General features: G+C 49.7%; 14 protein-coding genes and 2 tRNA genes. 10 read left to right on the forward strand and 6 right to left on the reverse strand.

The genetic code is table 11. The features are described 5' to 3' along the window. Positions 1-6 precede the first annotated feature (6 nt). From ACYVBJ_RS14965 to ACYVBJ_RS15010, 10 genes are all read left to right on the forward strand, one after another. Positions 7-972 carry a lysylphosphatidylglycerol synthase domain-containing protein gene (locus tag ACYVBJ_RS14965; protein ID WP_460983117.1) on the forward strand — a complete coding sequence of 322 codons (966 nt, stop codon included), beginning with the start codon at positions 7-9 and terminating at the stop codon, positions 970-972. Then, entirely contained in the window at positions 969-2,090 is a 1,122-nt protein-coding gene (locus ACYVBJ_RS14970; RefSeq protein ID WP_460983118.1) for a glycosyltransferase, read from the forward strand. Before ACYVBJ_RS14965 ends, ACYVBJ_RS14970 begins: the two co-directional genes overlap by 4 nt. Positions 2,091-2,169: 79 nt before the next feature. Further along, positions 2,170-2,817: a polysaccharide deacetylase family protein gene (locus ACYVBJ_RS14975; protein ID WP_460983119.1), complete on the forward strand. Its 648-nt coding sequence runs from the start codon at positions 2,170-2,172 to the stop codon at positions 2,815-2,817. Further along, positions 2,804-3,808 (forward strand): glycosyltransferase, encoded by a 1,005-nt coding sequence (locus ACYVBJ_RS14980; RefSeq protein ID WP_460983120.1) that lies wholly within the window; start codon positions 2,804-2,806, stop codon positions 3,806-3,808. Before ACYVBJ_RS14975 ends, ACYVBJ_RS14980 begins: the two co-directional genes overlap by 14 nt. 62 nt (positions 3,809-3,870) lie before the next feature. Then, on the forward strand, positions 3,871-4,677 hold the full coding sequence (locus ACYVBJ_RS14985; RefSeq protein WP_460983121.1) for a TatD family hydrolase: 807 nt from the start codon (positions 3,871-3,873) through the stop codon (positions 4,675-4,677). A gap of 48 nt (positions 4,678-4,725) precedes the next feature. Continuing rightward, complete coding sequence (locus ACYVBJ_RS14990; protein WP_460983122.1) at positions 4,726-5,826, forward strand: asparaginase; 1,101 nt, start codon at positions 4,726-4,728, stop codon at positions 5,824-5,826. 67 nt (positions 5,827-5,893) lie between these two features. Further along, a tRNA-Ser gene (locus tag ACYVBJ_RS14995) sits at positions 5,894-5,980 on the forward strand. Positions 5,981-6,024: 44 nt separating this feature from the next. Next, positions 6,025-6,111 (forward strand) — tRNA-Ser (locus ACYVBJ_RS15000). A gap of 242 nt (positions 6,112-6,353) precedes the next feature. Continuing rightward, on the forward strand, positions 6,354-7,580 hold the full coding sequence (locus ACYVBJ_RS15005) for a phage integrase SAM-like domain-containing protein (RefSeq protein ID WP_460983123.1): 1,227 nt from the start codon (positions 6,354-6,356) through the stop codon (positions 7,578-7,580). Positions 7,581-7,650: 70 nt separating this feature from the next. After that, positions 7,651-8,739: an AlbA family DNA-binding domain-containing protein gene (locus ACYVBJ_RS15010; RefSeq protein ID WP_460983124.1), complete on the forward strand. Its 1,089-nt coding sequence runs from the start codon at positions 7,651-7,653 to the stop codon at positions 8,737-8,739. 194 nt (positions 8,740-8,933) lie between these two features. On the opposite strand, the gene ACYVBJ_RS15015 is transcribed toward ACYVBJ_RS15010, so the two are convergent. The 6 genes from ACYVBJ_RS15015 to ACYVBJ_RS15040 all read right to left on the reverse strand — a co-directional run bounded on the left by ACYVBJ_RS15015 (position 8,934) and on the right by ACYVBJ_RS15040 (position 13,021). Next, complete coding sequence (locus ACYVBJ_RS15015; RefSeq protein WP_460983125.1) at positions 8,934-10,130, reverse strand: hypothetical protein; 1,197 nt, start codon at positions 10,128-10,130, stop codon at positions 8,934-8,936. A gap of 95 nt (positions 10,131-10,225) precedes the next feature. After that, positions 10,226-10,798 (reverse strand): recombinase family protein, encoded by a 573-nt coding sequence (locus tag ACYVBJ_RS15020; protein ID WP_460983126.1) that lies wholly within the window; start codon positions 10,796-10,798, stop codon positions 10,226-10,228. A 2-nt stretch (positions 10,799-10,800) separates the two neighbouring features. After that, positions 10,801-10,989, reverse strand: a complete 189-nt coding sequence (locus ACYVBJ_RS15025) for a hypothetical protein (RefSeq protein WP_460983127.1) — start codon at positions 10,987-10,989, stop codon at positions 10,801-10,803. 752 nt (positions 10,990-11,741) lie between these two features. Then, a complete protein-coding gene (locus tag ACYVBJ_RS15030; RefSeq protein WP_460983128.1) occupies positions 11,742-11,891 on the reverse strand; it encodes a hypothetical protein in 150 nt (49 codons plus the stop codon). Positions 11,892-12,130: 239 nt separating this feature from the next. Then, positions 12,131-12,394 carry a hypothetical protein gene (locus tag ACYVBJ_RS15035; RefSeq protein ID WP_460983129.1) on the reverse strand — a complete coding sequence of 88 codons (264 nt, stop codon included), beginning with the start codon at positions 12,392-12,394 and terminating at the stop codon, positions 12,131-12,133. Positions 12,395-12,406: 12 nt separating this feature from the next. Beyond that, positions 12,407-13,021, reverse strand: a complete 615-nt coding sequence (locus tag ACYVBJ_RS15040; protein WP_460983130.1) for a hypothetical protein — start codon at positions 13,019-13,021, stop codon at positions 12,407-12,409. Positions 13,022-13,281 lie beyond the last annotated feature (260 nt).

Genomic DNA, 13,281 nt, shown 5'->3' on the forward strand with positions numbered 1-13,281 from the left:
TACGTTTTGTCGCTTAAACAAACTAAAAAAATCGCGTTTTGGGGTAAAATCGTCGTTTTTGCCGGACTCGTTGCCTACATCAGCTACGTTGTCGGGCAGCAACCGGTCGATTGGCATAGCGTGCGCAAGCAGATGCGGACCGTTGACCATCCCGAACTATGGGCAGGTGCGCTGCTTCTGTTGACCCCCGTTAACTGGGGCTTTGAATCGCTGAAATGGTATATTCTGCTCCAGCGCGTCGAAACGACTCATTTCTGGAGTGCTTACCGGGGGGTATTGGCCGGGGTGTCGTTAGGATTTGCGTTACCGGCGCAGCTGGGCGATACAGCCGGCCGGGTGCTGTCGCTGCGAAGCGGTGACCGTGGAGCCGCCGTTGGGGCCTCGCTGGTATCGGGGGGCATGCAGTTCTACGTAGCGCTGGTCTTTGGCACACTCGCCTGGGCGCATCACCTGGTTGTGGCTCCGGAGCGAAACACCACGGCCGGACGATGGCTGCTGGCGGTACTCACGGGTTTATCGGGACTGGGCATCGTGTTCGCGCTGATTCGTCGACCGCTCTTACGCTGGTTCGAAAGACGTTCGGCGTTGAGCCGGTTCGTGCGCTACTGGAACGTAGCCGCCCACTACACCGATGGCGAAATTGGCTTAGCGCTCGGAGCCGCAGCGCTTCGCTACCTGATTTTTTCTACCCAGTTTTACCTGGCCCTGCGGCTGGTTGGCGTACATGTACCCGCCGACGTATCGGCATCGGGTATCGGACTGGTGTTTCTGGTCAAGACGCTGACCCCCGCCTTTAATCTGCTGAGCGATCTGGGCGTGCGGGAAGCGGCCGCGCTGTGGGTGTTTGCGCCCACGGCCGTCCCGGCACCCATTCTGCTGACAGCGACACTCACGCTCTGGCTCGCGAATGTGCTGACCCCTGTGCTGGCCGGGTTATTCTGGGTCTGGAAACTTAAACTAACCGCCGAATGACGATTTCTCTGGTGGTGATCAGCGGTCTCTACGCCTTATTTGCCTTAACACTCTGGGTTACGTGGCTCCGGATGCCATTGGTCAAGGCCGATGAGAACGTAGTAGATGGTCCATTTATCACGGTCATCATCCCGGTGCGCAATGAAGCGGAACACATCGAACAGTTGCTGGCCGATCTGAATCGGCAAACCTATTCCAACTTTGAGGTTATCGTTGCCGACGATTCGTCCACGGACAACACCCTGGCCTTAATTCAGGCGCAGGTAAGCCGGGTTCCCTATACGTTGCGGCCTGTACCCCTGACGGATGAACGAAGCGCGTCGCCTAAAAAGCGGGCAATCAGCCAAAGCATTGCTCTCGCCAGGGGTGAACTGATTATTACTACCGATGGCGATTGCCGGGTCGGGCCAGGCTGGATTCACGCGTTTGCGGCTTTCTATCGGGCAACGAACGCAAAAATGATTACGGGGCCGGTTACGTTTACAACCGAAACCTCGGTTTTTGACTCCTTGCAAACGGTGGAGTTTTCCAGCCTGATCGGGTCGGGAGCCTGCACGCTGGCGTTGGGCCGGCCGACGATGTGCAACGGAGCGAACCTATGCTACGTAAAGGAGGTATTCGCGGAAGTGGGCGGATTTGCCGGGGTCGATCAGCTGGCTTCGGGGGATGACGAATTGCTGATGCATAAAGTGGCCGCCCGCTATCCGGACGGGATTCGGTTTCTGAAAAGTCGGGAAGCCATCGTACAAACCCAGCCGCACCGGTCGTGGCGGGCGTTCTATAACCAGCGGAAGCGCTGGGCCAGTAAATGGCGGGCTTATTCGAGCTGGGTACCTTCGCTGCTGGCCGTATTTGTGTTTTTAAGTAATGCCGCGCCGGTCGCAGCAGTTGGTGGGTGGGGATTGGGTCTGATACACGGTAATGCGGTTCTTATCGTTGTTGGCTTGAAGGTTGTAACCGAGTTTTTGTTTTTACGTCAGGTTCTTGTTTTTTTACAAAAAAAATCGTCTGTGAACTTTATTCCGCTGACGCAGTTATTGTATCCGTTCTACGTCGTATTCTTCGGTCTGGCCGCGCAAGGAAAAGGCTACACGTGGAAAGGCCGTAAGCTGAACTGAATAGCCAGGCCCGCCTGGTCACGCAGGAGACCTAAACCCGGTGATTTTGTAAATGGTACGTCATAACTCGTAACTCGCTTTGTCTTTCTTTCTACATAAGTCAAACTTTTTGCTTCGAACGGTATACCCGGAGTTTTGGTGGAAGATCGAAGATGACGCCGAACCGACAATTTATCTGACCTTCGACGACGGCCCGATTCCGGACGTAACGGAGTTTGTGCTGGAACAACTGGATAAATACGCGGCTCAGGCCACGTTTTTCTGCATCGGCGATAACATCCGCAAGCATCGGGATGTGCTCTATCAGGTGCTCGAAGCGGGCCACATGGTCGGTAACCATACCTACAATCATCTGAACGGCTGGAAAACGGACGATGAACTGTATCTGGAAAATGTGCAAAAATGCCAGCAGCAGTTAGGTATCGACACGGCTTTGTTCCGGCCGCCCTACGGACGTATCAAGAAGACCCAGGTTGCCCAGGTGATGGAATACTACTCGGTGGTGATGTGGGATGTACTGACCGGAGATTTTGACCCCAAATTACCGGCCGACCTGTGCCTGCGAAAAACCATTCAATATACCGAACCGGGCTCCATTGTCGTCTTTCACGATAGCCTGAAAGCCTGGCCAACCCTACGGTACGTGCTCCCCCGGATGCTAGCCCATTTTTCGGAGCGCGATTATTCATTCCGTGCCATTCCTCAACCCGTTTATGCTGGCTACTGATCGCCCGCCTGTTGTTAGTGTTCTGATTGCCGCCCGCAACGAAGAAGCAAACATACTGGCCTGTCTGCGGGCCGTTGCCCAACTGGATTACCCGCCCGAGGCTATGGATGTACTGGTTGGCAACGATAATTCTACGGATCGTACGTATGACCTTGTCGCCGAGTTCATTGCCGACAAGCCGAATTTTCGGCTGTTTAATATTACCAAGTCCCTTAATTCATTAACCGGCAAAGCAAACGTACTGGCTCAGCTGGCCCACGAAGCCCGTGGGGAGTATCTGTTTTTTACCGATGCCGATACGCAGGTATTTCCTACCTGGATTAAGGGAATGAACTACCATTTCTTACCCAATATGGGTATTGTCACCGGTGTTACGTCTACCCGAGGCCTACGCCCATTTGATAAGTTGCAGGCTGTTGACTGGCTATATAATATTCTGGTCATTCACACCCTAAGCCGCCTGTCTGTCCCGGTTTCATCTATGGGAAACAATATGGCCGTAAGCCGTCAGGCGTACGACGCCATAGGTGGGTACGAGTCGATACCATTTTCGATAACTGAAGATCACGCCTTGTTTGAGGCTATCACCCAGAAAGGGTTTGGCTTTCGGAACCTGATCAGTGAATCCGTGCTGGCTTATACGGAGCCGGTTGATACCCTGCGCCAATTAATCAACCAGCGTAAACGGTGGATGCGGGGAGCCATGAAACTACCGCTCTGGCTGGTTATTTTATTACACCTAAACTACTTGACTATTCCCCTCATTCTTCCGCTGGCTCTGGTTTCTCCTTCACTGGCGTTAGGTATTTATGTTCCTAAATTACTGGGGCAAACACTCGGCATTTGGGGTGTCTTAATAAAGTTTCGGCAAACTAAGTTATGGCCGTATATGTTCGCCTTCGAAGGGTATCAGCTCATTATCGGCCCTTTTTTGCTCGTTTCTTACTGGTTAAACAACCAGGTTGAGTGGAAGGGCAGAACGTACAACTAATCCGTCGGTACGGGAGCCATCCCGGTACGTCCGGGGGTGTCAGATGCCGACAATTTAACCCTATGCGACTTATTGATACGCATGCGCACGTCTACGATCCTCAGTTCGACGAGGATCGGGATGCGATGCTCAGCCGGGCCGAGGCCCACCAAATTAGTCAGATCTGGATGCCTAACTGCGCCCGGGAAACCGTGGCGGGTATGATGGCTCTTGCCGAGCAGTATCCCGATCGCTGCCTGCCTATGATGGGCCTGCACCCCGCTTACGTAACGGAAACAGTGGCCAAAGAACTGGCTGCCGTGGAAGATGCCTTACATCGACATGCGTTCCTGGCCGTGGGGGAAATTGGTCTGGATTTTTACTGGGACATGACCTTCGTGGATCAGCAGTTTATGGCCTTTGAAACGCAGCTCCGCTGGGCTGGCGAGCAGAAGTTGCCCGTATCGATGCATACGCGCTCGGGGCACGACCGCAACGCCTTTGCCGAAGCCGCTGATCTGATCGAGAAGCTGGCCTTGCCGGGTCTGACCGGTATTTTTCATTGTTTTGTCGGCACACTTGACGAGGCTGAGCGAGCCATTGAACTTGGCTTCAAGCTGGGTATTGGTGGCGTTAGTACGTTTAAAAACGGCGGCCTGGACAAGGTTCTGCCCTCGATTGGCCTGGAGCATCTGGTGTTGGAAACCGACGCGCCTTATCTGGCTCCCGTACCCCACCGTGGGAAGCGGAATGAGTCGGCTTACCTTCGGCTTATTGCCCAGCGCGTGGCAGACCTGAAGCAAATAAGCCTTGATGACGTAGCGCGCCATACAACCGCTAACGCCTTGTCGCTGTTGCCTGCCTTGTACGCGAACCTGCTGCCCGACTAGCTAAACGCCCGTACCGATTCCGGCGCAAAGACGTTTAATTCTGGTATCATGTCTTATAAAACAGTCTACATAAATCCGGTTCTGCCCAAACGCCCCCGTCAGTCCGTTCTGGTGATTTATACCGGTGGTACGTTCGGTATGGTGTATGATCAGCGGGCCGATCAGCTCATCCCGTTTGACTTCGAACGGGTGCCGGATCGCCTGCCCGAGTTGCACCGACTCGATTTTGAAATTACGCTCATTACCTTGCACGACATTGTCGATTCGTCGAATATGAAACCGGCGGTGTGGGTAGAACTGGCGCGAATTATTCAGAGAAATTATAACCAGTACGATAGCTTCGTGATTCTGCACGGTACCGACACCATGTCGTACACGGCCTCGGCCCTGAGTTTTATGCTGGTGGGACTGAATAAACCCGTTATTCTGACCGGCGCTCAGCTACCCATCGGTGCCGCCCGTACCGACGCCCGCGAAAATTTCATCACTGCCCTTGAGATTGCCGCGGCCGAGGAAGATGGCCGTCCGATTGTGCCTGAGGTGTGCGTGTACTTTAACTCGCGGCTGCTGCGCGGAAACCGGTCGACCAAGCAGGAAAGCGTACAGTTCAACGCCTTTGCTTCCGAAAACTACCCACACCTGGCAACGGCCGGGGTCAGCATCGACTACAATCGGCCCTTCATTCGTACCTACCAACCGGAGCAATCGTTGACGATCCATACCGTACTGGACCCGAACGTAACGATTTTAAAGCTGTTTCCGGGGATAACGCAGCCCGTAGTGGAGTCGATCGTGAATATCCGTAATCTGCGCGGTATTGTGCTGGAAACGTTCGGAGCCGGGAACGCACCGACGGACGGGTGGTTTCTGGATACGCTTAAAGAGACGATCGATCGGGGCGTAGTCTTGTTCAACGTATCGCAGTGCGAAGGAGGCCGGGTGACGCAGGGACGCTATCAGACGAGCAAACTGCTCCAGCAGATTGGTGTAGTGAGCGGGGCCGACATCACCACCGAAGCCGCCGTTACGAAGCTCATGGTGTTGCTCGGCCGGGAACGTAACCGGGAGGCTGAGGCTATTACGCGGCTCAGAACAGGACTCGCCCAGCCCATAAGCGGGGAGATGAGCCTGCCGGAACTTCATAGGTGATGATTTTTTATGGGTAGGTGTTGCGTCGTTACGCGCAATCCTGCATATTTGCACTCCCAAATGCCGAAGAGAGCTGCCGGAGTGGTCGAACGGGTCTGATTCGAAATCAGAAGTACTCGCAAGGGTACCGGGGGTTCGAATCCCTCGCTCTCTGCCGAAGACCACAAGCGCACCAGGAAACCTTGGTGCGCTTGTTTTAGAGAGGTGTCCGAGTGGTTGAAGGAGCACGCCTGGAAAGTGTGTATGCGGGCAACCGTATCGAGGGTTCGAATCCCTTCCTCTCTGCAAAAGTCCATTAATAATGACCAGGTGCCCGATACAAAGCCGTATCGGGCTTTTTTTGTGCCCGTTTCTGGCTTACTGAGCGCAATTTGACTATTTGATGGCAATAGTGGTGGCACCCTTAATACGCTGGTGGCACCAGTTACTTACCTGCCGGATAGTAATATCGATGCCGCTAAGTATACAGAAAGTAACATAGGATTAAAACGGATAGTCCGGCACTGCTCACCAAATAGCAGTGCACAATGAATGTATCCAAAATGGAAATTACCTTCTGGAGACACAAGAGCAAACAGAAGGGAAAGGCGCAGTTGTATTGCCGAATTTCAGTAGGAGGGGAGCGTCAGGACATCGGTAGTACCGGCCTGACCATCGACTTCAACCACTGGGACGGCGAAAATATCACGAATGCCGATCCGGATGCCTATTTCAAAAACGAGAAGCTGGTGATCATCCGCAACCAGCTCCGGGCCATCTTCAACGACCTGTTCCGAAAAAAGGAGCCCATCACAGCCGCAAAGATCAAGCGCATCTATCTGGGTAGCGCCGGATCGGTCAGCCTCCTGGCGGCTTTCGACCTTTACCTGAAAGATTGCCGGTCTGATCCCGAGCGCAACCTGACCAAAGAAACGGTGGGCGTTTACGACAACGTCAGAAAGAAGCTGCTCAGCTTCCTCATCCACAAGAAAGCCCTGGATCTGCTGGTGGATGACTTCGACCTCACGTGGGTTAAAGCCTATCGCAGCTGGATGAAAAAGGTTAAGCTGCCCGATGGTACCATCGGGCACAAAGACTCCTACATCACCAAGCAGACTCAAACCATCAAGAACGTGCTGATCTGGGCGAAGCTCAACAAACTTACCGATTCTAACCCACTCGACGGTTACCGGTTGAAAGGCATCGAATACGACGATCCCGTTTTCCTGACCGATGAGGAGTTCGCCAAACTGCGGGCCCATACGTTTGACAATTACAGGCTCCAGGAGGTTGCCGATATTTTCATCATCTTATGCCGAACCGGTTTTCACTATAATGACCTGCGCGATCTGATCCGCCACCACAAGACGGCACTACGTAAGGGCATCGATGGGCAAGTCTGGATCATGAAGGAACGTATCAAAACGGAAGTTATGACGAAAGTGCCCCAGTTCGATGAGGTTAAAGAAATCGTTGAGAAATACGGAGGCTGGGAAAAGCTGCCGTTCATTAGCCTGGCTAAGTTCAACTATTGGTTGAAGGTCATAGCCGCTCAGCTGGGCTTCCATCCTGATCTCTCCAGCAAGGCCGGTCGCAAGACCTTTACCGATTGGTGCTTCAATACGCTGGGGCTGACTACCGACGCGGTGAAGGTAGTCCTGGGCCGAAAGTCAGCCTCTGGCCTCGACGTATATGGCAAACCCGATGAGCGACGAGTGGCCAGTGAACTCCGACAGAGTAAAGTGATGCAGGAGCGGAAGAAGCAAAAGGCATAGTAAACGAAAACAGCCAGGCTAATTAGCCTGGCTGTTTAATATTTTATATTTGTACTACAACCCTATCCATATGGCACACTCATTTGCAAAAGATTATTTTGGTAAAGACATTGACGGCGTAACTCCGCAAGATTTAGAAAACTTCTTTTCGATAGAACGTGACGAATCGCTTACCCTAGAGTTTAAATCGTTTGTTCAACGCGAAAACGATTTTAAGCACAAAGAGCACGCAGTTTTGAGGACTATCTGTGCTTTCCTGAACTCAAGTGGAGGTTTATTAATCTGGGGAGCTCCAGTTACTAGTAAAAACAAAGATGGGCTTAAAGTATGTGTAGGTGATCTATCACCAGTTGAAAGGCGATATACAAAGGATGACTTTGTAAGTAAGGTTGCACAAAATATAAGGCCATTTGGAGCTCCGATGCAGTTTAAAGAAGTAAAGATTAGTCATGGCCTGTTTGTATATCTAATTGACGTGCCAGAAAGTGAATCTAAACCGCACCAGTATGAGGACAGGTATTTTATTCGTTTAGATGGCCAATCTAAGCCTGCTCCGCATTATGTAATTGATGCCCTTTTTAAGCAGGTTAGAAGACCAGAGCTCAAAGGATATCTACGCGTTGTTGGGTTTCGGTTCGTTTTCGGTGAAGGATATCATGATGAGCATCGCATAGAACTTAAATTTGATGTCACAGTGTTCAATGAATCTAAAAATTTAAACGATTCTGGGGTTTATGTGCAAATCTGGGCATCAGAGGGGAAATTTATAAGTAGCACTGACTTGCCTAATTACTTGTTTAATGGACCATTAGTTTTTGTACAAGAAGTATCACCGATTATCACTTATGGCTTGAGCGCACAGTGCAGCTTAGATTTTGAGTTAAGATCTAGTGAGTTTAGTAAATTCTTTACTGATTCTGATAGCTACCTTGAACTCAATGTAACCTTTGGAAGCAGTAAATCCATTACTCGTCGTAGTGATTATAAAATAAAATTTAAAAATATACCGCGAAGTCCGGGATTCGATGGAAGGTTATATACCAGAGAAATAGACTTATTGAGTTTGATGTCAATTGAAAAGGAAGAGAACATTTCATTGAACGATTATTGGCAGGGTAGTGAAGAAGAGCGTCGTAACATGAACTTACATGGCATATAGGCAATTTTAAATAAAAACTTCAACTATACGAATTACATCTTAACATTAAAATAGCCGGGTTAATGAGCCTGGCTGTTCTGTTTAAGTTTTAAAACAAATTTGAAAGGTATAAACTAACTACTTCAACATACACTTTGAAGATAAGGAACTCTCTAAAATTGTATTGTTTATTTAAGCGAGTTTAAACGCATTATCTAACGCTGGATTCGCTCAATTTGCTGAATATTTATAAAGCCAGGTGCCGCATTAACGGGGATGCCTCCACATAGAGTGTTACTCGCACCAGTCGAATTTGGTGCGGCCCGCCAACCATTAGGTATATTAGAAAGGTAGCAAATTGTTACAGGATCTTTCACATTTTCAATACTCATAAATGTCATAAAATTGTAATATGTAGTATTAGGTGTTGGCACTACTAATGGATTACACATAGCTGAGTTGTACCCCATATCAACTAACACCCAACTTCCTGGTTTTTGATAAAATTTTTGTTGCTCTACAAGGCTATAACAAATCGTTTCTCTAGGTGGCGGTGGCGGTGTTTCGGTTACTGGGGGATCTGGGGGCGGGGGTGGACTTCGCAATACATTTACGCTTCTCCCATTGCTCTGATAAAGTGCTAAAGTTCCGTCATCGTTTAGTTGTAACACAGTAGCGCCTGTCCCGTTTGTGCGGGACGACCACGCACTTCTTTTTGAGCCATATATCACAAAGTTCCCGTCGGGCTGCATTAGGCATCTGATTGGGTCGTTTTGGTTATGGTTGTATTCTGATACCCCTCGACTAAAGCTTTGCCGCCAAGCAACGTTATTGTGTTCGAGCAATATAAGTTCAGTGCTCGCCAAGTGGAGACTAAATATTTGATTGGGAGAACGTAGTATTATTCCTTGGCCTGTCCCCTCCCATACTTTCAATTTACTGCTCTCTGATGGCTTATTCCCAGCTGGAGGCAAACAGAATGCCTTATTATTAGTCTTAGTACTTTGTATAGCTTCATCCGAATCGTTATAAATGACTCCATTTCCATCGTCTTGAAGAGCAAAGTATACCCCATTATAGGAAGGTAAGCCAAAGCCCTGGATACCTCTCAGGTTCCATCTCCAAACAGATTGACTGCCATTGTATAGTGTAAGGAACTTTTCCATAACTACTCGATCAACTTTTACCCCAGCAGGTTTTCCCGCAGACACTGCGTCCCATAGAGCCACGCCACTTGAAGAGTAAAGAACCAGATTGTAATCATCCTGTAAAATCAAATAGAAGCACTTCTGTGGTGATTCTATTCGCTCGCCTATGCGAAGCACTTGCCCTTGATTAAAAATCGTTTTCGCTTGTCCAAATAGCGAAACAGTTAACCCAAGAAAATAGAGACAGAGATAGATCTTTTTCATGCTATTATTATTTGTGGATATACTAATGGAGCTAAATTCTTGGCCACTCAATGAACAAAGTATTACTGTTTGCAATCCTGCACTTGGCTTTATCACTACTGAATCTTCACTCCTCTCTCTTCTAGATATTTATATACCGTAGTTCGAGAAAGATTTAACTGCTGACTAATCTGCTTAATGGCATACCCTTCGCGGTGGAGTGACTCGACGACCCTGGCTGTTTTTTGAGCCTCATCGCTTAGCCCCTTCGGTTTACCCCCGGTCTTACCCCTAAGCTTAGCCGCAGCTAACCCTGCCAGTGTCCGCTCCCGGATCAGCGACCGCTCGTATTCGGCCAGGCTGCAAAAGATATGGTATTGCAGCTTGCCGGAGGGTGTGCTGGTGTCGATGTGCTCATGTAGGGAGGAAAACGTAACCTTACGCTGCTCAAAGCCATTCACCAACTCCACCAGGTGCGACAGCGACCGGCCCAGCCGATCCAGTTTCCAGACCACCACCTCATCGCCAGGGCGGAGTTGCTCCAGCATCCGGTTTAGTTCAGGGCGCTGCGTACTGGCCCCGCTCACCTTCTCCTGAAAGATCAGCCCACAGCCCGCTTCGCGCAGGGCGTTGAGCTGAAGGTCTACGTGCTGATCAATCGTCGAAACGCGTGCGTATCCTATTTTCATGCTTAAGCTTTATCGTTTCTGATCCTATCCAGATTAAATTGAACCATGCCGGTAACCAGGTCCAGGTGTTCATACATTTCATCAGCATTAATGGGAGGGTTGGCATCGATCTCCTGTCGCATGCCGTCCAGTTTGCTAAGCAGCATCAGGCAGGTTTCCTCATGGATTCGTTGGGGTAAGTATTGCTCCATGTGTTCAGGTAAAGGGGTTAAAACCAAATATAGTGAACAAGCAATCCTGAACAGGTATTCTGGACACGCTTTAAGCCATTTAGCCCCAGTCCATTTTACTATCCGGTGTGTTCAGCATATCACTCGTTTTAATGAACACAAAAAGTCTGTTGATGGCTGTGGGTGTCGATCGATTGAAACGGTGCTGTTGGCCCACTATTTCTGATCAAAGGAATCCGTCTACATGCAAACGGAGTACGTTCTAATACATCAACATTGGAAACTATATGAATACTTCGAACGAGCAGATGACTATTGACATTCATCAACATGTTGAATGGCCCAGAATTCTTGCAGTCGCTGTATATAATCACAAGTTGAAACGATTAGAAAACCATACGGTAGACTGGGGATTATTTGGTAGCCAGTTTATTCGGGTTGACAATACCTATTACAATCTATCCTGTGTGGTTGTGTACACCATTGAGCAACGTGTATTACAGCTGTATTTTTAGAAAGCTAAACAAAGGCGACCGTTTTGATGTACACAAAAAAAACCTGGTAGCAGCTGCTCCAGGCTTTCCAATTCTATCCACACCATTTACAAACCGAAGTTTGCAATGAAGCTCCAATATATGAAAATATCCAAGTAAACGTTAATGCCAGAAAGTTTACTCGACCGGAATTGACACCCCATCCCTTACAGAATAGCTATACTGGTAAAGATTTCACCTGAAACCTTTACTATAGATTCTAATCTCTAAAAAATCTTGCTATTTCGCTGAGGTGAGTTCCTTCAGCTCCGCTTCGATGCTGTCCAGCGATTGGGTCAACACAGCTATCTTACTTTGAACGACGATACGTGTTTTCTCCAGCTGCTCGATCCGGCGCTTTTGCTTTTGGGCGGTGGTCAATCTGGGCATGGGAAGTGTGCTACCGGCAGACGGATGGCGGTGCTGCCTGACCCGCTGCTAAGTCCATGCCCAAGGGGTAGAAACTACCTATACTATTACAGTATAGGAACGGGGGTACAGCACCGCCCTCCGGATGGCGGTGCAGACCCCTTGGAATATTACATGAACTTAGCGGGACAAAGCTACTAAAAAAGCCCATCCACAGAATGGATGGGCTCTATAGAAAGCATTCTTCACAAATATCCTGCCTATTTATACGGCTGGTTTTTCACCAATCTCAGGTCATTGAGCTCAGGTAGATCCAGTACACAATCGGCGGGAATGATCCCGCGTGCAATCCAGTTGGATACTACGTTCATGGATACGTTATAGCGCTGAGCGTACCGCTTAATTGTCAGCCACTCCGAGAGGTCTACAGTTTGACCGGCTTCGCGGGATAGCTGGATGGCCCGGTCTGATTCCTTCCGGAATTCATCCAGTACCTGGTCATGATGCTTGGTTTCACTGTTCATGATTAAGTTTGATTAACGTCGACGACGAACGGGCGGGGTTGGTTCATCGTCTGGGAACAGCATCTCAACGCCTTTTCTGAACTCTCGTGCGTACTCTAAAACGGTAGGCCAATCGTTGGACAGATAATCCGACTCATTTGTACTGACTCGTTCCACCCGGATAATATCCGCCACACCCGATCTGAGTGCAGTCAGCGCCTGCTTATCGACGCGGGCAGCTACGATCAGCGAGCCACCGATCGTATGATAGGCTCGCACCAACGGCAAGCTCAGTACGCCACCCTCGGTTCGTTTGCGGTCATAGAACCGAATCATTAACTGACTTTCAACGGGTACGTCGTACGCTTTTTCCGGCAATACCCGGATATACGTTAAGGTTGTATCGGCCGTGCTGACGATCATCGTCAGAATATGATTGATGTCTACGCTTGGCCGGGTTGGTCGATATACGCCCGTGCTGGAGTAGGCCGCTAGTTCCCGCAGTAAGATTGAGTTATCGGATTCGGTAACGGTCATTACACGGGTACGAGCGCCTGTAAATGGATCTTCCCGGTTACTGACCCGGGCCTGGTACGTTGCACAGCTGGTGAGGATTAAGGCAAAAGAAAACAAGAGAAGTTTGGTCATAAATTCCGGTATAAGGTGAACCACGAAACTACGGCTATTTCCAGTTGCTCATACCTACCGTTTAGTAACATGAGAAAAGCCGGGTAGCGATGCCCGGCTTTTCTTTCTAATGTCGTCCTCGATAACTTCCGCTTCGATAACTTGATCCGGAACTTCTGTAACTCCTGCCCGACGATCCTGAACTACGACTACCGGGAAGACTCCTTGTATGAGCCCGTACCTGCACGGTTTTGCCCGATTTGGTGTGTCGCGTATGAGCC

Source organism: Spirosoma fluminis (assembly GCF_054778895.1).

Excerpts from the sequence above, each read along its gene's own strand:
- ACYVBJ_RS14970 (WP_460983118.1), top strand. The coding sequence starts at position 969 with ATGACGATTTCTCTGGTGGTGATCAGCGGTCTCTACGCCTTATTTGCC.
- ACYVBJ_RS14980 (WP_460983120.1), top strand. The coding sequence starts at position 2,804 with ATGCTGGCTACTGATCGCCCGCCTGTTGTTAGTGTTCTGATTGCCGCC.
- ACYVBJ_RS14985 (WP_460983121.1), top strand. The coding sequence starts at position 3,871 with ATGCGACTTATTGATACGCATGCGCACGTCTACGATCCTCAGTTCGAC.
- ACYVBJ_RS14990 (WP_460983122.1), top strand. The coding sequence starts at position 4,726 with ATGTCTTATAAAACAGTCTACATAAATCCGGTTCTGCCCAAACGCCCC.
- ACYVBJ_RS15005 (WP_460983123.1), top strand. The coding sequence starts at position 6,354 with ATGAATGTATCCAAAATGGAAATTACCTTCTGGAGACACAAGAGCAAA.
- ACYVBJ_RS15010 (WP_460983124.1), top strand. The coding sequence starts at position 7,651 with ATGGCACACTCATTTGCAAAAGATTATTTTGGTAAAGACATTGACGGC.
- ACYVBJ_RS15015 (WP_460983125.1), bottom strand. The coding sequence starts at position 10,130 with ATGAAAAAGATCTATCTCTGTCTCTATTTTCTTGGGTTAACTGTTTCG.
- ACYVBJ_RS15020 (WP_460983126.1), bottom strand. The coding sequence starts at position 10,798 with ATGAAAATAGGATACGCACGCGTTTCGACGATTGATCAGCACGTAGAC.
- ACYVBJ_RS15025 (WP_460983127.1), bottom strand. The coding sequence starts at position 10,989 with ATGGAGCAATACTTACCCCAACGAATCCATGAGGAAACCTGCCTGATG.
- ACYVBJ_RS15030 (WP_460983128.1), bottom strand. The coding sequence starts at position 11,891 with ATGCCCAGATTGACCACCGCCCAAAAGCAAAAGCGCCGGATCGAGCAG.
- ACYVBJ_RS15035 (WP_460983129.1), bottom strand. The coding sequence starts at position 12,394 with ATGAACAGTGAAACCAAGCATCATGACCAGGTACTGGATGAATTCCGG.
- ACYVBJ_RS15040 (WP_460983130.1), bottom strand. The coding sequence starts at position 13,021 with ATGACCAAACTTCTCTTGTTTTCTTTTGCCTTAATCCTCACCAGCTGT.